Here is a 21,933-nt window from a genome sequence, read left to right as displayed (position 1 = left end):
ATATAAAAATACATGGAAAAGTGAATGAATATTATTAGCCAAAGTGTGTATAAAGGAAGTGGCAAGCTCAAAGTCATGGTGAAAGACACAATTGATATTCAAGGTCTAAAAACCATTGCTGGTAGTCGAGCTTTATTAAATGTTGAACCTGCTCAAGATGATGCCGAGGTCGTTAAAAATATTTTACAAGCAGATTGTGAAATTATTGCGAAAACGAATTTGCATGAATTGGCTTTTGGAATTACAGGCATTAACCACGCTTTTGGTACACCTATCAACCCTAAATATCCTGAACTTATTCCGGGTGGATCTTCGAGTGGTTCGGCTGCGGCAGTTGCTGCTAAACAAGCTGACTTTACTTTAGGTACCGACACGGGCGGCTCTATCCGTCTGCCCGCTGCGTGCTGCGGAGTTTTTGGTTTAAAACCTACATTTGGTCGTGTCAGCAGAAAAGGCGTGTATCCCCCGTCAAGTTCTTTAGATTGTGTTGGCCCTTTTGCAAACTCAGTTGAGATGATTGAAAAGGCCATGCAAATTATTGATCCAACTTTTAAACCGACTCAATGTACTAGCGCACCAAAAATTGCTGTTCTCGATGTAAAAGCAGATGAGGTTATTTGGAACTGTATTTATCAAGCACTTCAAAAAGGAAATTTACAGACCACTTTAGAAAAAGTTGAACATTTTGAAGCTGCTTTTGATGCGGGTATGCAAATTATTAATTATGAAAATTGGCAAGCTTTTGGGGAGTTAACTCAAACGGGCTTAATTGGTTCTGATGTAAATGGCCGTTTATTAAAAGCTGCCGCAACAACTTTAGAGCAAGTGAAACAAGCAGAAGTTGTGAGAGTGCAGTTGACCCAAGAACTCGATGCACTATTAGAAAAATATGATGCATTGGTGCTGCCGACGCTTCCACAAATTCCACCGAAAGTTTCTGAAGCTGAAAACACGGTCGCTTTTTTGAATCTTACGGGTTTAGTTCGACCATTTAATTTATCAGGACATCCAGCCATTTCAGTGCCGCTTGAAACCAGTGACGGTTTGCCTGTGGGCTTACAGATCGTATCGAAGCATCAAAAAGATGAGCAATTATGCGCAATAGCTAAATTTTGTGTTGATGCAATGCAATAAATTACAAGGAGTTAGATGATGAATAAGTTGTCTAAAATGGAGTTTGCTTCTCAAGACAAAGCAGTTGATTTAGATGCTTTGTGTCAAGAAATACGTGAGCGTGCCTGTACAGGTGAATTTGATAATCAGGCATATGTGAGCCAAGACATTATCGAAAAGCTTAAACAAATCGGTGTTTACCGTGCATTGGTTCCGAAACGTTTTGGTGGCGAAGAATGGTCACCACGGCAGTTTTGCGAATTGATTGAAACTTTATCTAAAGCTGATGGTTCAGTGGGCTGGGTGGCAAGTTTCGGTATGAGCCCTGCGTATTTAGGAAGTTTGCCAGAAGAAACACTGAAAGAATTGTACCAAAACGGACCAGATGTGGTGTTTGCTGGAGGTATTTTTCCACCGCAACCAGCTGAAATTACCGATGAAGGTGTGGTGGTGCGCGGACGTTGGAGATTTTCAAGCGGCTGTATGGGCGCTGACATTGTTGGCGTGGGGATTTCACCCCTTAAAAATAATGAAATGCAAGGTTTACCACGCATGGCCGTGATGCCTGCCAACAAAGCCAAAATCGAAATGACATGGGACACTGTTGGCCTAAAAGGTACTGGAAGCCATGACTTAGTGGTCGAAGATGTATTGGTCGAAAAGAAATGGACCTTTGTACGTGGCGAACCATCAAAATTGAGCGAACCATTTTTTAAATATCCGTCACTGTCTTTAGCGACTCAAGTATTAACTGTAGTGGGTATTGGTGTTGCAGCTGCTGCACTAGAAGAATTTGAAAAATTAGCGCCGGGCAAAGCATCTATTACGGGTGGGTCAGAAATTGCAAACCGCCCAGTGACTCAATATGAGTTTGCTCAAGCTGATGCAGAGTTTCAGGCTGCAAAATCTTGGTTTTATCAAACCATGGATATTGTCTGGAATGAAATTATTGCTGGCCGTGAAGCCACTGCTGAACAAATTAGCGATATGCGTCTGGCATGTACCCATGCAGCGCGAGTATGCGCCAAAGTCACCCGAAAAATGCAAATGCTCGCGGGTATGACGGCAATCTATACCAACAATCCATTTAGCCGTTTTGTAAATGACACCAACGTGGTGACCCAACATGCCTTTATGGGTGATGCGACCTTACAAAATGCTGGTTCAATCAGTTTCGGGTTAAAGCCAACCCCAGGTTATTTATAAGTTTTAATTTTTAAAAAGGATATTGAGATGGAAGCTAAAAAATCATTACGCGTTTTGTTCTGCATGGGTATTAACCAAAACTTTTTTGATGCGGAACCTGCTGAAGCAAAAGCGGTTTGGGCAGCATTTGGTGAAATGTGGAATGGCATTCATGACTTACCGGGCGTGCATGTTTTTGGAAACCTTGATGATGACCAAAGCATGGTTGGTCCAAGTGCAGGTTGGCCTTGGACAACATATTTGCTTGCCGATGTTCCAGATATTGAAACCGTACATGCCGCTTGTAACTTATTTAGAACAACGGTGGTAGGTGAAGGACCATACAAACTTTGGAAATATTGCAAAGTTGAAGCTCGTGTTGGACGCGAATTGATTATCCAACGTTAAGGCGACCGCAATGACTGACAAAGTGAATATTGCAGAAATTATAGAGCGACTAGAACAGTTAGAAGCACACAACGCGATTCGTAACTGCCTGAACCGTTATATGGAAATCTGCGACGAGCTCAATGCAAATACAGACCTTGATGAGCTGATGAATCTTTTTGATCAGAACTGTATTTGGGAAGGTGTTGGCGAGAAATATGCCGAATCTTTTGGCCGTTATGATTCTTGGCAGTCGATTTACGACATGTTTAAAAGCTATACCCAAAAAGAATCTCACTTTGTGATGAATGCACACTTTGTCAATTCAGAACAAATTTATGTAAATCAAAATGATGCAAATGCTTCTTGGCTTATGTTGCAGACTTCAACTTTTCAAGATGGCCGTAGTCATCTGAATGCAGCAAAGCTCAACGTGAAGTTTCAAAAGCAAGCAGATGGAACATGGAAAATTAAACATTTCCAAACACAGAATATTTTCAGTCGTCCCGTATCGCATTGGCACAGTGAAGCCGAGTTGCCGGTACCTTCCCAGGAATGACCCAGGACATATTTAAAAGGACTATTGATATGAACAGTATTATCCCGACGCATAACATTGGCATTGATTACGATGCTTTGGTTCAAAGTGACCGTGCTCATACTTCTCTTTATAAAGATGAACGCATTTTTGATGAAGAGATGGAGAAAATTTTTTATAGCACTTGGGTGTGGGTTGCACATGCCAGCGAAATTCCGGAAGGCGGAAGCTATAAAACCATTAACATCGGTAAACAACCTGTTGTGGTGGTGCGTGACCGTAAAAAGAAAGTCCATGTACTTTTAAACCGTTGCCGTCACCGTGCAGCAACCGTATGTGAACATAAGAAAGGAAAAACCAACAGTTTTGTATGTCCGTACCACGGTTGGAGTTATGCACTTGACGGTAGTTTGCGTGGTGTTCCATCTCCGGAAAGCTACGGCGATTGTTTAGATAAGTCAGAATTACCACTGGTGAGTCTACGGGTAGAAGAATATAACGGCATGATCTTCGCTTCATTTAAAGAAGACATTCAACCGCTTGAAGAGTTCCTTGGGCCTGCGAAAAAATGGATTGACCTGTTTATGAAACAGGGCGCGGGTTATCCAATTAAAGTGTTGGGTGAACACCGTTTCCGTTTCCCGGGTAACTGGAAAATCCAGCTTGAAAATACTACCGATGCTTATCACTTCCCATTGGTACACAAGTCATTTTTAAGTTCCGTCGATGAAAAAACTGAAGAACTCTTTAACTTCGAAAACCAACCGGGCTTTGTTGAAGATTTAGGAAATGGTCACAGTGTGATGGTGATGATTCCTGAACTGGTTGATCTAGACGAAGAGCTCATGGAGCGTCCAATTCAAGAACGTTTTGAAGACTTGGCTCAAGCTTTGCGCGACGAAGGTCATGAAGAATTAGAAGTGCGCCGTATTGTACGTGCAGTCGGTGGTTCTGGCTTTAACTTAAATTTATTCCCAAATATTGCATGTTCAATGGCGTTCTTCCGCGTGTTGCAGCCAATCTCAGTTGCTGAAACAGAAATTCATCACTCAGTGATTACGATGGACGGTGGTCCACAAATTGCCAACCAATACCGCCTACGTTTGCATGAACATTTCCAAGGTCCATTTGGTTTTGGTACACCAGATGACTCAGAAGCCTGGGAGCGCGTACAACACGGTGCCAATGCTGGCAATGATTTATGGATCATGCTCAACCGTGGTTTACCAGGCGAAGTCAAAACCGAAGATGGCTTAAAAAGTGATGTCAGTGCTGAAACAGGTATGCGTGCAGCCTATCAGCAGTGGAAAAAGATGATGACGGCTTAAGGAGAGAGCAATGAATATGAATCTGCAATTATTAAATGAAGTCACTGCTTTCATCTGGGCTGAAGCAGATATGTTAGATCACAGTGAATACCGTGAATGGCTCAATTTATGGAATGAAAAAGGTGTCTATATCATTCCAATTGACCCAAACCTAACGGACTACGAAAACAACTTAAATTATGCCTATGACGATAATCATATGCGTACTTTACGTGTAGAGCGTCTTGAAAATGGTGAAGCGATTTCTACAGCACCTAAGGCAAATACGGTGCGTAGCGTTTCTCGTGTGCGCATTGTTCAAGACCAAGATGATGAAATCGTTTTGCGTTGTGCTCAAAACTTACGTGAATTTCGTAAAGAAAACCTTAAGCATTACACCGCAGATATTACTTACCATTTGACTCGCGATGCAGCTACAGGTTTTAAGATTAACCGTAAAATCATTAACTTGGTTAACTCAACTGATACCTTAGCTGGTATTAGCTACATTCTTTAGGAGCAGTAACATGAAACAAGTTGTTTTAGTGACAGGTGCTGCTTCTGGACTCGGTAATGTGATTGCTGAATATTTTGCGAGCCAAGGCCATCAAGTGATTTTGTCAGCGAGTACGCTTGAAAAAGCCGAAAACGCCAAGGCACAAAGTCAGTATGCCCAAAATATGTTTCCCTTGAAATTAGATATTTCTGTCGAAGCAGATTTTCATGCAGCGGTGCAATGGATTGAAGAGAAGTTTTCTAAACTTGATGTGTTGATTAACAATGCCACCGTCACCAAAGCAACGCCAGTATTAGAAATTACCGCAGCCGACTTTGATTGGGTAACCCAAGTCAACCAACGTGGCACCTTTCAGGCTTGTCAAATTATTGGCCAATATATGGCTAAAAAAGGCTATGGACGCATCATTAATATGGCGTCTTTGGCGGGACAAAACGGTGGTACGGCAACGGGTGCACACTATGCGGCAACCAAAGGTGCCATTGTGACATTAACCAAAATTTTTGCCAAAGAGTTTGCCGCAAAAGGGGTGACGGTTAATGCGGTTGCACCGGGCCCAATGGAGTCACCGATTGTTCATAGCGTGGTATGCGACGAAAAGATGGAACAGTTCATCCAGAATATTCCGGTTAAGGCCTTAGGAAGTATGCATTTCATTGCTGAAACTTGTGGCTTGCTCGCGAGTCCAAATGCGGGGTTTGTGACTGGTGCAACATGGGATATTAACGGTGGTTTATTCATGCGTTAAGCCACGAGCTTAACCATGAAAAGGGAGTTGAATCATGACTACACTTTATGATGTTGTCGTTAAAAATCGCCATGTTGAAGGTGGGAATATTGCAGTCATGGAATTTGAATCTGCAACTTCTACAACATTGCCAAAAGTTGAAGCAGGTGCGCATATTGATGTGCACTTACCGAATGGCATGGTGCGCCAATATTCACTTTGCCAAAATCCAAATGACGAAGGTAAGTTTCGCCTTGGAATTTTACGCGATCCTGAATCACGTGGTGGCTCAATATCTGCTTTTGATGAAATCAAAGATGGCATGCAAATTCAGGTTAGTGAGCCAAAGAATTTATTTCCACTTTTAAAAGCCAAACACAGTGTATTGATTGGTGGTGGAATTGGAATTACACCGTTAATCACAATGGCATATCAACTTGCCCATGAAGGTGAATCATTTGAACTTCACTACTGTGGCGCCAGTGCTGAAAACTGTGCTTTTGTTGATGAAATTAAAAATGGTGAGTTAGCCAAGTACACAACTTTTCATTTTAAATCCGAAGGTGCAAGCCATAGAGCATTTTTTGAAGCTGCCATTAAAGATATTGACCTTGAGAGCCATATTTACACCTGTGGTCCAGTTGGTTTCATGGACTGGGTGATTAACCTTGCCACGACTCACGATTTTCCTGAGCAGCAAATCCACAAAGAATATTTCCAAGTCGAAACTGACACCTCTGGAGATTCATTTGAGGTGGTGGCTGAGCGTAGTGGAAAAATCATTATGGTTGAAGCAGGTGAAACTATTTTGCAGGCTTTGGCTAAAGAAGGCATCGACATAGAAATGTCTTGTGAGCAAGGCGTATGCGGAACCTGTATGTGCGATGTGATTGAAGGCGAACCCGATCATCGAGATGTTTACTTTACTGATGAAGAAAAAGCCAGCAATGAACAAATATTGGTGTGCTGTTCGCGCTCTAAAACACCGAGACTAGTTTTAGATATCTAATGCTCTCGCGATTTATATGGATGTAAGAGAAGGTTTAGGAGAAAGATGATGAATGTATTACAACAAATAGATGAGTTTACGGTCGATCCACTACAGTTCCGACGGGCATTAGGAAATTTTGCAACAGGCGTTACCATTGTTACTGCACAAAATGCACAAGGTGAGAAAGTAGGAGTTACTGCAAATAGTTTTAACTCAGTATCACTCGATCCACCACTTATTTTGTGGAGTATTGATAAAAAGTCTTCAAGTTTTTCAGTATTTGAAGAAGCAACACATTTTGCTGTCAATATTTTATCGGGCACGCAAATTGAGCTGTCTAATAAGTTTTCGAGACGCAATATTGATAAATTTGCTGACACCAATTTTCAACTTGGCGCAGGACGCGCACCCATTTTAGAAAATTGTTCTGCAGTGTTTGAGTGCGAACGTTATCAAGTGATCGAAGGGGGTGACCACTGGATTATTATTGGTAAAGTGGTGCGTTTTCATGACCAAGGCCGAAGTCCACTGGTTTACCATCAAGGCGCATATTCTTGTGTCATGCCGCATCCGAGCCTTCAAGTTAAACAGACTGAAGAAAACGGCATAGACCAAACACATTATGGACATTTATATAATAATGTCTGCTATTTGATGAGTCGTGCATTTAAAGCCTATCAAACCGACTATATTCCTAAGCAAATGGCTTCAGGGTTCCGGACCAGTGAATCACGTCTTTTACTCGTTTTGGCCAGTGGTACTGCTTCAAGTAAAGAAGATTTACCTCGAGATATTGCGATGCCAATGCAAGAAGTTGAAAGATCGGCTGAAATTCTAAAATTTGAAGGATTGTTGGTTGATCACGATAATTTATACGCGCTGACGGAAAAGGGTAAACAAACAGCACAGTATTTGTTTGATATTGCCGATAGCCACCAAAACGAAGTATTTAAAAAGTATTCTGAGGAACAAAAGGATATTTTTATTACCATGCTGCGAGATTTTGCAGGAGTAGCATAAGTCCCATTAAGCTGATAAATTGAATTGATTTATCAGCTTATTCATATCTAGCTGACTATCATCAAAACAATTCCAAGGATAAGGAATTTTTGGCACACAATTTGTTTATCAATAAAACATGATTGCAAATAAGCCAAGACAGTGCACCACCACAAACGCAAAATTTTGAGCGGTGGCACATGTATAGAGGGGTAAAGGATGAACCAATATGTAAGCGATGCATTACTCACATGGACGCACCATATTAAAAGTGTGTGCGGCAATTTTGAAACCGATTTTGACGGAACCCGTAATTTATTCATTGGTGAAGTTCAGTGCTTTTTATTGGGCGATACCGAAATTGCTTTTATCAAAAACAATGCCAATAAAATTGTCCGAAAAGCCGATGAAATTGATCGAGTGAATAATCGTTTTTGTTTTTTGATTTTGCAGTATTCGGGAAAAATGCTGCTCGAGTATAAAAATGAAACTCTAAGCTTGAATGAAGGCGATATTGTGTTGGTCGACCCGGTCGAAACCATTTCGATGTATCCGCAAGGTTTAGTCAGTCAGATTTCAGTCCACCTGTCGCGTGAAAAATTACTTAAAGAAAATATTAGTACCGAATATTTTGGAAAACTGATTACTCAAAATATGAGCGGTTTTTTACTCAAAAATATTTTGAAAAATATGTCTGCTGAAAACATTAAACTTTGGTACGCAACCGAAGATGGGAATGCTTTTGAAGATGCGCTGATTGCCTTAATCAAACCTACAATCAATTATAAAAATATTAATAGCTCAAATAATCTGATGGAAAAAGCCGAGCGCTATATTATAGAAAACTTAGCAAAACCGGATTTAACACCTAAATTAATTGCAGAACATATTGGGGTATCGTTACGTCATCTATATCGTCTGTTTCTTCAAGAAAATTTATCTATTAACAAATATATACAGCTCAAACGCTTAGAAAAAGTCAAAGCAGATTTACTCGATAAAAGAAATAAACAAAGCTCGATTACCCAAATTGCCTTGAAGTGGGGTTTCTGGGACGGTGCTCATTTTTCAAAGATCTTTAAAAAGACCTATGGTATCTCTCCTAAAGAGTTTAGAGAGGGTATGTCGGTTTAAATATTTCTTCTTTTAATGTCATTTTTAGACAAATTCGACGTCATTCTTGAACAAGCTAGCCCTATGTAACTGTGTTGAAATTAAATTCATTAGAGCAGGTTAGATAAGCTTAATAACCATAAAACTATTAAGTTGGTCTAATGAATTTCACTCACAGGAAGTGCATTTTAACTGTCTGATTCAGATAGTTCAGGGATAGATGAAAAGGATGAAACCCATGCGTAAACAACGATTATTGAATGACATACAAAAAATACTGGCACTTAACTTATCAATCGCTGCAAGCTTTTGGGGACTCAATACTCAAGCGTTTGCTCATGGTGGAAAGGCCGACATGGTCTCACTTTATCAAAACATGAGTGAGCAAGGCGCTAAAGTTGTTAAAGATGACTTTACCAATACCTATACAATTACCAAAGGCTCTATAGTGGTGAGAGCCAAGCCAAACTCAAATCAGGTTTTAGTGAATGGCAAACCTTTAAAACTCAGTGTGCCTTTACTAATTAAAGATGGTAAACCTGTTATTGGAAAAGACTTTTTTAATGAAGTATTTCAGTCTGGTTTAGATCAAACTTTTAAAATTGAAAATACGTTTCATCCACTCAATAGTTTAAATTCTGACGAAATCAAAAAGACATTTGATGTGATTAACCGCTCGAAATACGCCTATAAAAATATGCGTTTTGCCGAGTTAAAGTTAAAAGAACCAGAAAAAGCCAAAGTCTGGGATTACTTTATTAATCACAAAGAATATAAAGAAGACCGCATAGCATCTTTCATTTTATTAAAAGGCAATCAAGCGATTGAAGGTGAAGTTAATCTTAACACTCAACAAGTCACCAAATGGAATGTCCTTAAAAACACTCACGGTATGGTGCTTGTGGATAATTTTGAGGCCGTACAGCGTGTAATCGAGACAAGTAAAGAATATCAAGATGCTTTACGCAAACGTGGCATTACCGATGTGAAGAAAGTGATTGCTACACCGCTAACTGTTGGATATTTTGGCGGTAAAGATGGTCTGGACAAACAACTCAATATATTAAAAGTCGTTGCTTATCTCGATGTAGGCGATGGTAACTACTGGGCGCATCCAATTGAAAATTTAGTTGCTGTAGTCGATTTAGATAAAGAAAAAATTATTAAGATTGAAGAAGGTACGATCATTCCCGTGCCAATGGCAAATCGACCTTATATGCCGAATAAGCCAGTAGCAAGTAAGCTAAAACCACTCAATATTACTGAACCTGAGGGCAAAAACTTTAGCATTACAGGTCAAACTATACATTGGGGCAACTGGTGTTTGCATGTGGCGTTAGATTCTCGTGTTGGCTTACAGCTTTCAACAGTGACCTATAAAGATAAAGGCGTTAAGCGTAAAGTTATGTATGAAGGGAACTTGGGTGGAATGGTAGTTCCATACGGAGACCCTGATATTGGTTGGTACTTCAAATCTTATTTGGACTCTGGCGAATACGGTATGGGAACACTTACCTCATCTATTCTTCCTGGAACTGATGCACCCGACAACGCTGTTTTACTTGATGCTGTGATTGCAGACTACAAAGGCCAACCACAAGTAATTCCAAATGCCATTGCTGTGTTTGAACGTTATGCTGGGCCTGAATATAAACATCATGAAATTTTTGGTAACCAAGATGCCAGTGAAGCTCGCCGTGAACTTGTTGTGCGCTGGATTAGTACGGTTGGAAACTACGATTACATGTTTGACTGGGTATTTGCCCAAAATGGTGTAATTGGGATTAATGCGGGTGCAACGGGTATTGAAGCGGTTAAAGGTGTTAAATCACGTACTATGCATGACAGTACTGCAAAAGAAGATACCAAATATGGAACTTTAATTGACCATAATATTGTGGGTACAACGCATCAGCACATCTATAACTTCCGCTTAGACATGGATGTAGATGGCGAGAACAATAGCTTTATGCACATGGACCCTGTGGTTAAGGCCAATGACCGAGGTGGGGTGCGTACAAGTACGATGCAAATTGACAGTAAAGTCATTACCAATGAGCAAAATGCAGCTGAAAAATTTGATCCGTCTACCATTCGTTTACTGACTAATTTCAATAAGGAAAATAAATTAGGAAATCCTGTTTCTTACCAACTTATTCCTTTTGCAGGTGGAACACACCCTGTGGCGAAGGGTGCTAATTTTTCTAAAGACGAATGGTTATTTAAACGTTTGAACTTTATGGATAAGCAAATTTGGGTGACACAATATAATCAGGATGAACGTTATCCTGAAGGTAAATATTCAAACCGCTCGACTCATGACACAGGTTTAGGTCAGTTTATTAGCAACAATGAAAATATTGAAAATAAAGATCTTGTGGTGTGGATGACAACAGGCACAACCCATGTGGCACGTGCTGAAGAATGGCCAATCATGCCGACAGAGTGGGTGAATACTCTGATCAAACCGTGGAACTTCTTTGACAATACGCCGACTTTAAACTTGGGTGAAGAAGAGCAAAACACGCAGCACGACCATCACTAAAGACGTGTATCACGCGAGATGGGTAACGAATCGGTTATCCACTCTTAGCGTCTGGTAGACCATTCACAAAAAAGGAATTTTGTATGAAAACTCTACTTTCTCAAGTTATGAGAGGGACTCTCTTTGTCTCATTTTTTTCAACTGCGCATGCTGGCGAGCTTGAAATTAAACCGACTTTTGAAGCAACTTTTGGGGCTTTTAGTAGCGGTAAAAGCTATAACGGCGAAAACCTAGATGATGAAAGAATCAATTGGCAAGAAGGCCATCTTAAATATGGTGCTAAAGGACAATACGCCTTTAAAAACAATCAACTCTATGCAAGCTTGAGTGGTATTAGCTCAGCAACATTTGGCGATGGCGATGCAGGCCAAAATAGTAATGGTAAAGAACGCAAAACAGATGTAAACGAGTGGATCTTGGGTTTTAAAGACGGCACTAATAAAGATGAGTTAACGACCTATGATTTAAGTATTGGTCGACAAAATATCATGATTGGTGATGGGTTTTTTATTGCGGGTGATGCATTAAACCTCGGTAAACCACCTGCAGATGGCGCACTTGATCGGGGCGGAGCATATTATCTGGCAGCTCGTCGAAGCTTTGATTTTACAAGTTTGCTTCAATACAAACCGCAAGAGAATACAACCCTAAAGTTGGCTTATCTAAAGTCAGACAATAAAGCACAATTTGCACCTGAACTCTTTGTAACCGATCTGATGTATCAGCTTAAAAATAAAGGTGTTGGATTTACTTATTTAAATGTATTAAATCTTGAAGATGTTGAGCAAGTTTCAGGGCGCGAAGATCTTAAAAATTATGCTTTACGTTTGAATTATCAACCTTTGCCAGAACTACAAGTTAAAACTGAGTTTGTTGTGCAAGATAAAAAAGATGGTCAAGAAAATGCTGGCTACTTAGCACTGAACTATAACTTTTTATCTTCAAAATATACGCCCTCATTAGGCTACCGTTTTAGCCATTTTTCCGACCAATACGATCCGATGTTTTATGGAAATACGGTCGGGTTTGGCACATGGTTTCAAGGTGAAGTTGCAGGAAATTATGCTGGCCCATTTAACAAAAATGCAGATATTCACCAAGTTTCTTACAGTATGAATCTAAAAGAAAATTTTATGTTAGGTGCTTTGGCTTATAAGTTCAAAACAGTTAATAAGTCTTTAACTAATGTAGATGGACATGAGCTGGATGTCTTTTCGGTCTGGTCGGTTAATAAAAAATTCAACGTTATTCCTTTAGTGGGACTCTATAAACCGAAACACGATATCCATAGTGGTGGTACTCAAAACTACGACGACAAAACTAATGTGTATGCACAGTTAATTTTGCAATACATCTATTAATAGATCCTTTTAAATGAATTGAGAGAAGTAAAGATGAGTGAAGTTCAGATTTTAGAAAGCGTACAGCAATTTATGGCACGTCAACATGGACATTTTATTGATGGAAAACTGGTTGCTGCCGAGCTTTTGGATAAAGTGGATATTGTGAATCCATCGACTGAACAAGTGGTTGCTCAAATTAGTATGGGCAGTCAACAAGATGTCAAAAATGCCGTGAAAAGTGCTGAAGATGCTTTTCAAAATGCTTGGGCTGAAACGACACCATATGAACGTGGCATTAAACTGAACAAGCTAGCAGATTTAATTGAGCAACATGGTGAAGAACTTGCACAGCTTGAAACTTTGTCTACCGGAAAACTCATCAATATTTCCCGCCATCTTGAAGTCGCACAATCTGTTATTTTCTTAAGATATTTTGCTGGTTGGGCAACTAAAATTAATGGTCAGACCATGCAACCCTCTATTCCGTCTATGCAAGGTGAGAAATATACGGCTTTTACTTTAAGACAACCGATTGGCGTGGTTGCAGGGATTGTGCCGTGGAATTTTTCACTCATGATTGGTGTTTGGAAAATTGGTTCAGCTTTAACAACGGGCTGTACCATTGTGCTTAAACCAAGTGAGTTTGCCAGCTTATCTTTATTACGTTTAGCTGAACTTGCTATTGAGGCAGGTATTCCAGCGGGTGTAATTAATGTAGTAACAGGTAAGGGCGATACAGGGCAATATTTAATTGAGTCGCCGCTCGTTAAGAAAGTCTCATTTACAGGTTCAGTGCCGACAGGAATTGCGATTGGCAAACTTGCGATGAGCAGCGATTTAACCCGTGTAAGTTTAGAGTTGGGCGGTAAAAATGCGATAGCTGTTTTGGCTGATGCAAATATTGATGAGATTTTACCGACTTTGTTGCAAGCAACTTTTGTGCATCAGGGTCAGGTTTGCGCATCCCCAGAGCGTTTTTTTGTACACCGTACAAAACATGATGAATTGGTGGAAAAACTCTCTAAAGCACTCTCTGGTTTCAAAATCGGGTCGGCTATGGATGAGGGAAGTATGTTTGGTCCACTCTCTAATCAGCCACATTTTCATAAAGTAAAACATTATTTAGATATGGCAAAAGCCAACAACCAGATTATTGCAGGTGGTGAGGCTTTAGATCAGACAGGATATTTTGTACAGCCGACTTTAATTTCCTTTAAAAATACGGATGATCCTTTATTTTCAGAGGAAACCTTTGGTCCAGTGGTTGGGGTAATGCCATTCGAAACTGATGAAGAACTCGTTCAACTGATGAATCAGTCGCGCTTTGGTTTAACCGCAAGTATCTGGACAAATGACTTATCTAAAGCTTTGCGTTTAATTCCTAAAATTGAAGCAGGCACTTTGTGGGTCAATATGCATACGTTCTTAGATCCATCAGTTCCATTTGGCGGTGTGAAAGCTTCAGGAATTGGCAGAGAGTTTTCGGATGCATTTATTGAAGATTACACCGAATTAAAATCGGTCATGATTCGCTATTAAGTTTCAAGATTCTACGACATATAAAAAATGGCCTTTATAGGCCATTTTTTTGAATCATTAAATTAACCTAATAAAAAATCCTTTAGGATTTTATTAAAAGCTTCTGGCTGTTCTACATTGGAAATATGAGAGGCCTCTATTTCTGCAAGTTTTGATTGCGGAATCTGTTGCTGCATAAATTCACCATCTGCAACAGTCGTTACTGGGTCTTGGGTTCCAGCAATCACCAATACGGGAATTTTGATATCTTTTAACTGCTCACGTACATCCGCTTTAGCCAAAGCCTCACAACAATTGGCATAACCCATTGCGCTGCCAGCACTTAAGTCGTTACACAGGTTGTTGACAATTGAAGGATGACTTTGGATAAAGGGATCTGTAAACCATCGCGAAGCTGCTGTGGCTGCGATCGGTTGTAGACCTTGTTCACGTACTAATTTTGCACGGTCAAGCCATGCCTGTTCTTGCCCAATTTTAGCGGCAGTATTTGCCACAACAACATGACTAAAGCGGTCAGGGTAGTGAATTGCAAGCCATTGACCGGTTAAACCTCCCATAGAAATTCCACAAAAAGCAGCTTTAGTAATATTTAGATGATCAAGTAAACGGACAATATCTTCACCTAATTGCTCTACAGTGTAGGGGCCGTCAGGTGTGGATGATGAACCGTGACCACGAGTGTCATAGCAGATCACAAAAAATTGATCTTTCAATTCATTAAACTGTTTTTGCCACATACCATAATTGGTGCCCAAAGAATTGGAAAACACCACAGCAGGAGACGACGGTTCGCCAAATGTTTGATAGTTAATTTGTGCATCAGCAGATTGAAAAGATGGCATTTATTTCTCCTTAAAGTGCTTCAACACGTTCAATAATCAAAGCGATGCCTTGACCTACACCAATGCACATTGAACACAAGGCATAACGGCCGCCTGTTTGCTCAAGCTGGTTTAAGGCTGTGGTCACAAGACGTGCACCTGACGCACCAAGCGGATGACCTAATGCAATTGCACCACCGTTTGGATTTACCTTGTCAGAGTTGTCTGGTAAACCTAAATCACGAGTGACGGCCAAAGCCTGTGCAGCAAACGCTTCATTCAGCTCAATCACATCCATCTGATCTAAAGTCAGGTTGGCTTGTTTAAGTAATTTTTTAATCGCTGGTGCCGGAGCAAAACCCATAATGCGTGGTTCTACACCCACCGCTGTTGAAGCAATGATCTTGGCACGTGGTTTGAGGTTATAGGCCTGAACTGCCTCATCAGAAGCAATGAGTAGAGCTGCTGCACCATCGTTAATACCTGAAGCATTCCCCGCAGTCACAGAACCATCTGCTTTAACCACAGGCTTAAGTTTGCTTAAACCTTCAAGTGTAGTTGAAGCACGTGGATGTTCATCGGTATCAATCACCACAGCATCACCCTTACGCTGAGGGATTTCAACTGCCACGATTTCTTTAGAAAAAAAGCCTTTGGCTTGCGCGCTTGCGGTGCGTTGTTGGCTCACCAAGGCAAACTGGTCCTGATCTGCACGATTCACGTTAAATTGTTCAGCCACGTTTTCGGCAGTCTGGGGCATGGTGTCTACACCATATAATTCTTTAAGTTTAGGATTAATAAAACGCCATCCCATGGTGGTGTCTTCAATCTTCTGGCTACGGCCAAAGGCACTGTCAGACTTACCCATCACATAAGGTGCACGGCTCATGCTTTCTACGCCACCTGCAATCACCAAGTTCGCTTCACCTGCTTTAATAGCACGGGCAGCAATGGCAATGGCATCGAGTGAAGAACCACACAAACGGTTAATGGTGGTTGCTGGAACCTGATACGGTAAACCAGCTAGAAGTGCTGACATACGACCGACATTACGGTTGTCTTCACCGGCCTGGTTGGCACAGCCATAGATCACATCATCGACCTGTTCCCAATCTACATTCGGATTACGCTGCATGAGAGCTTTGATCGGCACAGCACCAAGGTCATCGGCACGGACAGGTGCAAGGCCACCGGCATAACGGCCGAATGGAGTACGGATCGCATCGATGATATAAGCGTTTTTCATTCTAACTTTTGTCCTTTACTTCAGGCCTTTTTAGCCATTCTCCGTAAGTATTTTGCGGTGGCGACATGGATGTCGCCTTGTTGCTCAGCACAACAGGGAAGTTGTGTCTGAGTAACAAAGGTTTTTGGTTACTTTTTTAAAAAAGTGACACGAATTAGCTGGTGGCATCTGGCTTAAACAGATAAGACTCCGTTGTGATGATTTATAAATTTTCATATCAACGGATAACATCACGGCTGTAACTTACTGTGATATCCGTAGGTCTTTTGCTTAAGTGATACCTTACTTTTGAAAGGTCAAAAGTAACAAAAACCTTTGTTGAACAGAGGAGGCTTCCATGCCTCCCTGTTCAACGGGCGACATCCATATCGCCTGTCACAATAGCGAATTACAGTAAAATCCAAATTAATAAGTAAGAACCGTATTCAAAGCCTTCCATTCTGTGTTTCGCGGTGGCGACATGGATGTCGTCTGGTTGCTCAGCACAACAGGGATGTTGTGTCTGAGTAACAAAGGATTTTTGTTACTTTTTATCCTTAAAAAGTAAGGCATTGCTTATACAAAAAACTTTTGCTTTAACTCGTAATTTGGGGCTGTTTAAACCTTACCCTTGAGTCGCATCAATCAAAGTTGCACCCGTTAAAGCCTGCAACTCATCAAAGCTAAGACCTTCAACTTTCTCAAGCACCTTTAAACCATCTTGGGTCACGTCAATCACACACAGGTCAGTGTAAATACGGTCAACACAGCGTTTGCCCGTAACCGGATAGCTCAGTTCAGCCACAATCTTCGGTTCACCTTGCTTGGTCACATGGTCTGTGGTGATAAATACTTTCTTGGCACCCACAGCCAAATCCATCGCACCACCTACTGCAGGAATCGCATCCGGTGCACCTGTGTGCCAGTTCGCCAAGTCACCATTCGCCGCAACCTGAAATGCGCCAAGCACTGCAATATCAAGGTGACCACCACGCATCATCGCAAATGAGTCGCCATGATGGAAAAAGCTGCCGCCTTCAAGCATGGTCACAAACTCTTTACCTGCATTAATCAGTTCAGGGTCTTCTTCACCTGCTGCTGGCGGTGGGCCAAAAGCCAATAGGCCATTTTCAGAATGAAGGAAAATATCTTTATCGTTAGGTAAGTAGCTTGCAATCTTAGTTGGTAAACCAATACCCAAGTTCACATAGGCGCCATCTGGAATATCTTGTGCCACACGTTTTGCAATCTGGTCACGGCTGAGTTTCTGGTAGCTCATGTTATTTCTCCTTATTGCTTACTGTGCGGGCTGTACTTGAACAACGTGCTGTACAAAAATACCTGGGGTGATGATGTGCTCTGGATCTAGGCCACCTAGCTCAACCACCTCAGAAACCTGAGCAATGGTGACATCCGCAGCCATGGCCATAATCGGGCCAAAGTTACGTGCAGACTTACGGTAAATCAGATTGCCCCAACGATCGCCCTTGTAAGCTTTAATCAAGGCAAAATCAGCCTTGATCGGATATTCGAGTACGTAATCTTTATCATCGATCTGGCGAGTTTCTTTGCCTTCAGCTAAAAGTGTTCCAAAGCCTGTTGGTGTAAACACAGCGCCTAGTCCCATACCCGCTGCCTGAATACGACACGCCAGATTACCTTGCGGTACTACTTCAAGCTCAACCTTTCCGGCACGGTACAGCTCATCAAACACATAAGAGTCTGACTGACGTGGGAAAGAGCAAATCACTTTTTTAACCGAACCAGCCTTAAGCAGTTTAGCCAGACCATAATCGCCATTACCGGCGTTATTGCTGACAATAGTTAAGTCTTTAATACCCAGTTCAATCAGTCCATCAATGAGTTCAGCGGGTTGTCCTGCGGTACCAAAACCACCAATCAGGATGGTCGCGCCATCTTTAATCTGCGATAGTACTTCGCTTAGTGAGGACTTACTTTTGTCAATCATGGGAGAAACCTTAGAGCATGAGGTAACGTGATGTATTACTACCGCTAAAAATTTATTTAAATTCTTAAGGGTAGTAATAAATGGAATAAATTTTGTGAGTCAAAAGCGAACTTTTAACTCACATATACTTTCAATTAAGCACTAGCACGACGACGTTCAACCTCAGTTGAAGGTGCAGCATCAACATCTTTAACAAGTTCAATGTTAAATGTGATGTGTTTAAAAGCGTGATCTAAACCACGACGTTGAATTTCAGCTGGGTCAGTTACATCAACTGCGGTTGCCACTAAACCGTCACGAGTAGCGAAGGCAAAGTCGTCCCATAGGTACTCATCACCCTCAATGTTGAATTGAGTTGTAAGCTTGCGGTAACCCGGTGCAGAAACAAAATAGTGAACGTGAGATGGACGATTACCATGACGGCCTAACTTGTTAAGCAGAGCTTGAGTCGTGCCTTCAGGAGGGCAACCATAACCTACAGGCATAGTCGTTAATGCAACATATTTACCATCAGCATCAGTCAAAATACTACGGCGTAAGTTGAAGTCAGATTGAGACTTATCAAAGAATGAGTAGTTACCCAAACTGTTGGCATGCCATACTTCAACTTTAGCATTTTCAATGATATTGCCATCAGTATCCGTCACCGTACCTTCAATAATTAAGGTATCGATTTTGCCAGATTCAGTGCCATCATCCATACGAGCAAAACCAACGGTTTCAGGCGCGCCAGCTACATAAAGTGGACCTTCAATGGTACGCGGTGTGCCACCCGTAACGCCAGCTTTTGCATCAGCTTCATCTGCACGTAAATCAAGATAGTGCTCTAAACCTAAGCCAGCTGCCAAAAGACCAAGTTCGTTTGCTTGACCTGCGTCTGTGAAATATTCCAAACCTTTCCATACTTCTGAAGGTTGGATGTCTAAATCTTCGATGGCTTGAAATAAATCCCCTAGAAGGCGCACTACAATTTGTTGAACACGTGCATCAACTTCGCCTTTTGCAGTGTCGACATTCATTTGTTTTACAAGCGCATCAATTTGTTGACGGTTCATACTAAAACTCCTTAAGTATGCAATACGGTTTTGGGTGGCAGCGTTGCGGGCACTTTATTTTGCTAGCGAATAGTTGCTACCACGTTCCTTGTTACCTTCTGAAAAAAATATGCTTAGTTTTTAAATAGACTTCAGAAATCACATTTAAAAAATTCTTTTGGATTACGAATCATCATCACGAACAGAAGAAGGGTGGCGATTAAGTGCCATCACTTCGATGTTCATGTAAGGATAGAGAGGTAATCCTTGTAAAATGTTGTGCAATTCTTCATTGCTCTCGACATCAAAAATACTGATATTTGAGTACTGGCCTGTAATACGCCAGATGTGACGCCATTTACCTTGACGCTGTAAGTCTTGTGAATAGGCTTTTTCAACGGTCTTAATTTCATTTGCTTTGTCGGCTGGCATATCAAGTGGAATATGCACATCCATACGTACATGAAATAACATGGGAAACTCCTTATCCTATTGCCTTAACGACGTAACTTTTCAACTTTATCTTCATCAATTTCAATGCCTAAGCCTGGTGCCGTTGGCAAGTGCAATTCAAAGTTTTCGTAACGTAGCGGTTCTTTCAAAATTTCTTCGGTAAGTAATAACGGACCAAATAATTCAGTACCAAACGCTAATGTTTCAAAGGTTGCAAATGCATGAGCAGAAGCCATGCTACCTACAGGACCTTCAAGCATAGTACCGCCATAAAGATCGATTCCAGCTAAACCTGCAATCTTGGCAACTTCACATGCTTCGATTAGACCACCAGATTGTTCAATCTTCACCGCAAATACATCTGCACCATGACTTTTTGCAATACGGTATGCACTGTCAGGGCCAGTTAAAGCTTCATCTGCCATGATTGCGACATCAAAACGACGCGTTAAACGAGCAAGTGCTTCAGTATTTTGAATAGCGCAAGGTTGTTCAATTAAATCAATTCCGCCATCTTGTAGCTGTTGAATACCTTGAATACATTCCAGCTCTGACCATGCACGATTTACATCGACACGTACACTAATATCTGCACCTAATGCTTTTTTAATTGCAATCACATGATCAACATCGTGTTGCAAAGGGTGTGAGCCGATTTTGAGTTTGAACGTGTTGTGGCGTTTTAGCTCAATCATTTTTCGAGCTTCAGCAATATCTTTTTCTGTGTCGCCAGACGCGAGCGTCCAAAGTACAGGTAAACTATTACGCAAACGGCCACCTAAAACTTCACTTAACGGCACGCCTAAACGTTTTGCCTGAATATCAAGTAGGGCAGTCTGAATGGCACATTTCGCAAAACGGTTACCATTAATATTCTTACGAATCAGTTTTAGTGTTTGTGCAACATTTAAATCTTTAACTGATGCGAGTAATGGTGCAAAGTAAGTATCAATATTGGCTTTGACACTTTCAGGACTTTCTTCACCATAGTTCAGTCCACCAATGGTGGTCGCTTCACCCCAACCGACAATACCATCCGTGGTCGTAATTTTAACGAGCACCAAAGTCTGAGTACGCATGGTAGTCACAGACAACTGGTGAGGACGGATAGTTGGAATATCCACAAGTATGGTTTCTATGGTTCTATACATGAAGTTTCAACTATTTCAAACTTGTTTACATACCATAGAAGAATGTAATAGCCTAAAATAGATATAGAACGGTATTTTAAGATACTAAAAAGGTATATTAATGGAATTAAGACATCTACGTTATTTTGTTACCGTTGTGGAAGAACAAAGTCTGACTAAAGCCGCAGAAAAGCTTTTTATTGCTCAGCCACCACTCACGCGTCAAATCAAAAAACTAGAAGAAGAATTAGGCATTGATCTGTTCGTGAAAGGCTCACGTCCTTTAAAAGTGACAGAAGCAGGCCTGTTTTTTTACCAACATGCTGTTCAGATTTTAACGCATACGGCTCAAGCAGCTTCTATGGCTAAAAAAATGAAACTGGTCGAGAATGTTGTTAAAGTTGGCTATGTGAGTTCGCTTCTTTATGGGCGATTACCGCAGGTCATTTATCTATTTAGACAAAAAAATCCAGACATTCATGTCGAGCTAATTGAATGTGGAACACGAGATCAGGTCGAAGCTTTAAAGTTAGGAAAAATTGATTTAGGTTTTGGCCGCTTACCGATTAGTGACCCAGCCATTAAAAGACTTTTACTTCGAAAAGAAAAATTAAAACTTGCGATTCATAAAAAACATCCTTTAAGTGAGTTGCAAGAGTCAGGAATTTATTTATCTCAAATTATCAATGAGACAATTTTTTCTTATCCAACGACACCTAAGCCGAATTTTTCGACCACTATTCAAGCTTTATTTACCAAGTTAGGTCTTGTTCCTGCCAAACTGACTGAAGTCCGCGAAATTCACATGGCACTTGGCTTGGTGGCATCTGGAGAGGGTATTTGTATTATTCCGGAAAGTGCCTGTGACATTGGAATGAAGAATTTAACTTATTTAAATATCTTAGATTTAGAAGCCTATAGTCCTATTTCTCTATCGATGCGCAACATGGACCAAAGTTCATACATTCCTAAAATCTTAGATTGTATTGAAGAGATC

At 41.0% G+C, this 21,933-nt stretch carries 21 protein-coding genes; 14 read left to right on the top strand and 7 right to left on the bottom strand.

Going from position 1 to position 21,933, the window contains the following annotated elements; translation table 11 throughout:
* The first annotated feature begins 24 nt into the window (after positions 1 to 24).
* The 13 genes from HUN22_RS06690 (at position 25) to HUN22_RS06630 (ending at position 14,304) form a co-directional block, all read left to right on the top strand.
* Positions 25 to 1,134 carry an amidase gene (locus tag HUN22_RS06690; RefSeq protein ID WP_174727321.1) on the top strand — a complete coding sequence of 370 codons (1,110 nt, stop codon included), beginning with the start codon at positions 25 to 27 and terminating at the stop codon, positions 1,132 to 1,134.
* Between the two features lie 36 nt (positions 1,135 to 1,170).
* Complete coding sequence (locus tag HUN22_RS06685) at positions 1,171 to 2,319, top strand: acyl-CoA dehydrogenase family protein (protein WP_174727326.1); 1,149 nt, start codon at positions 1,171 to 1,173, stop codon at positions 2,317 to 2,319.
* A gap of 27 nt (positions 2,320 to 2,346) precedes the next feature.
* The gene (locus tag HUN22_RS06680) at positions 2,347 to 2,706 is read left to right on the top strand and encodes a hypothetical protein (protein ID WP_000387554.1); all 360 of its coding nucleotides are present in this window, start codon (positions 2,347 to 2,349) and stop codon (positions 2,704 to 2,706) included.
* A gap of 10 nt (positions 2,707 to 2,716) precedes the next feature.
* Entirely contained in the window at positions 2,717 to 3,244 is a 528-nt protein-coding gene (locus tag HUN22_RS06675; protein WP_174727318.1) for a nuclear transport factor 2 family protein, read from the top strand.
* A 29-nt stretch (positions 3,245 to 3,273) separates the two neighbouring features.
* Positions 3,274 to 4,551, top strand: coding sequence for an aromatic ring-hydroxylating oxygenase subunit alpha (locus HUN22_RS06670; RefSeq protein ID WP_005069110.1), 1,278 nt, complete (start codon positions 3,274 to 3,276; stop codon positions 4,549 to 4,551).
* Positions 4,552 to 4,561: 10 nt separating this feature from the next.
* Positions 4,562 to 5,047: an aromatic-ring-hydroxylating dioxygenase subunit beta gene (locus HUN22_RS06665; RefSeq protein WP_016145462.1), complete on the top strand. Its 486-nt coding sequence runs from the start codon at positions 4,562 to 4,564 to the stop codon at positions 5,045 to 5,047.
* A 10-nt stretch (positions 5,048 to 5,057) separates the two neighbouring features.
* Positions 5,058 to 5,795 (top strand): SDR family NAD(P)-dependent oxidoreductase, encoded by a 738-nt coding sequence (locus HUN22_RS06660; RefSeq protein ID WP_174727315.1) that lies wholly within the window; start codon positions 5,058 to 5,060, stop codon positions 5,793 to 5,795.
* Positions 5,796 to 5,829: 34 nt separating this feature from the next.
* Positions 5,830 to 6,783, top strand: coding sequence for a PDR/VanB family oxidoreductase (locus HUN22_RS06655; protein ID WP_174727314.1), 954 nt, complete (start codon positions 5,830 to 5,832; stop codon positions 6,781 to 6,783).
* Positions 6,784 to 6,828: 45 nt separating this feature from the next.
* Positions 6,829 to 7,785, top strand: a complete 957-nt coding sequence (locus HUN22_RS06650; protein WP_174727311.1) for a p-hydroxyphenylacetate 3-hydroxylase reductase component — start codon at positions 6,829 to 6,831, stop codon at positions 7,783 to 7,785.
* 198 nt (positions 7,786 to 7,983) lie between these two features.
* Entirely contained in the window at positions 7,984 to 8,898 is a 915-nt protein-coding gene (gene feaR / locus HUN22_RS06645; RefSeq protein WP_022574416.1) for a transcriptional regulator FeaR, read from the top strand.
* Between the two features lie 208 nt (positions 8,899 to 9,106).
* Entirely contained in the window at positions 9,107 to 11,422 is a 2,316-nt protein-coding gene (gene tynA, locus HUN22_RS06640; RefSeq protein WP_174727308.1) for a primary-amine oxidase, read from the top strand.
* A gap of 107 nt (positions 11,423 to 11,529) precedes the next feature.
* A complete protein-coding gene (locus HUN22_RS06635) occupies positions 11,530 to 12,783 on the top strand; it encodes a hypothetical protein (protein WP_174727323.1) in 1,254 nt (417 codons plus the stop codon).
* Positions 12,784 to 12,816: 33 nt separating this feature from the next.
* On the top strand, positions 12,817 to 14,304 hold the full coding sequence (locus HUN22_RS06630; protein ID WP_174727305.1) for an NAD-dependent phenylacetaldehyde dehydrogenase: 1,488 nt from the start codon (positions 12,817 to 12,819) through the stop codon (positions 14,302 to 14,304).
* A 62-nt stretch (positions 14,305 to 14,366) separates the two neighbouring features.
* On the opposite strand, the gene pcaD is transcribed toward HUN22_RS06630, so the two are convergent.
* The 7 genes from pcaD to HUN22_RS06595 form a co-directional block, all read right to left on the bottom strand.
* The gene (gene pcaD, locus HUN22_RS06625; RefSeq protein WP_174727302.1) at positions 14,367 to 15,146 is read right to left on the bottom strand and encodes a 3-oxoadipate enol-lactonase; all 780 of its coding nucleotides are present in this window, start codon (positions 15,144 to 15,146) and stop codon (positions 14,367 to 14,369) included.
* Between the two features lie 10 nt (positions 15,147 to 15,156).
* Positions 15,157 to 16,371 carry a 3-oxoadipyl-CoA thiolase gene (gene pcaF / locus HUN22_RS06620; RefSeq protein WP_174727299.1) on the bottom strand — a complete coding sequence of 405 codons (1,215 nt, stop codon included), beginning with the start codon at positions 16,369 to 16,371 and terminating at the stop codon, positions 15,157 to 15,159.
* A gap of 604 nt (positions 16,372 to 16,975) precedes the next feature.
* Positions 16,976 to 17,629, bottom strand: coding sequence for a 3-oxoacid CoA-transferase subunit B (locus HUN22_RS06615; protein WP_174727297.1), 654 nt, complete (start codon positions 17,627 to 17,629; stop codon positions 16,976 to 16,978).
* 18 nt (positions 17,630 to 17,647) lie between these two features.
* Positions 17,648 to 18,319, bottom strand: coding sequence for a 3-oxoacid CoA-transferase subunit A (locus HUN22_RS06610; protein ID WP_174727294.1), 672 nt, complete (start codon positions 18,317 to 18,319; stop codon positions 17,648 to 17,650).
* Between the two features lie 134 nt (positions 18,320 to 18,453).
* Entirely contained in the window at positions 18,454 to 19,374 is a 921-nt protein-coding gene (gene catA / locus HUN22_RS06605; RefSeq protein WP_174727291.1) for a catechol 1,2-dioxygenase, read from the bottom strand.
* Positions 19,375 to 19,536: 162 nt separating this feature from the next.
* Complete coding sequence (catC, locus tag HUN22_RS06600) at positions 19,537 to 19,827, bottom strand: muconolactone Delta-isomerase (protein WP_174727289.1); 291 nt, start codon at positions 19,825 to 19,827, stop codon at positions 19,537 to 19,539.
* Positions 19,828 to 19,850: 23 nt separating this feature from the next.
* Positions 19,851 to 20,957, bottom strand: a complete 1,107-nt coding sequence (locus HUN22_RS06595) for a muconate/chloromuconate family cycloisomerase (protein WP_087088262.1) — start codon at positions 20,955 to 20,957, stop codon at positions 19,851 to 19,853.
* Positions 20,958 to 21,057: 100 nt separating this feature from the next.
* Between HUN22_RS06595 and HUN22_RS06590 the strand changes: the two genes are divergently transcribed.
* The coding region (locus HUN22_RS06590; protein ID WP_174727286.1) for a LysR family transcriptional regulator at positions 21,058 to 21,933 on the top strand (876 nt) is incomplete at its 3' end.

Source organism: Acinetobacter lactucae (assembly GCF_013344765.1).
Lineage (GTDB): Bacteria > Pseudomonadota > Gammaproteobacteria > Pseudomonadales > Moraxellaceae > Acinetobacter > Acinetobacter lactucae_A.
This window is presented reverse-complemented; position numbering and strand designations above follow the sequence as displayed.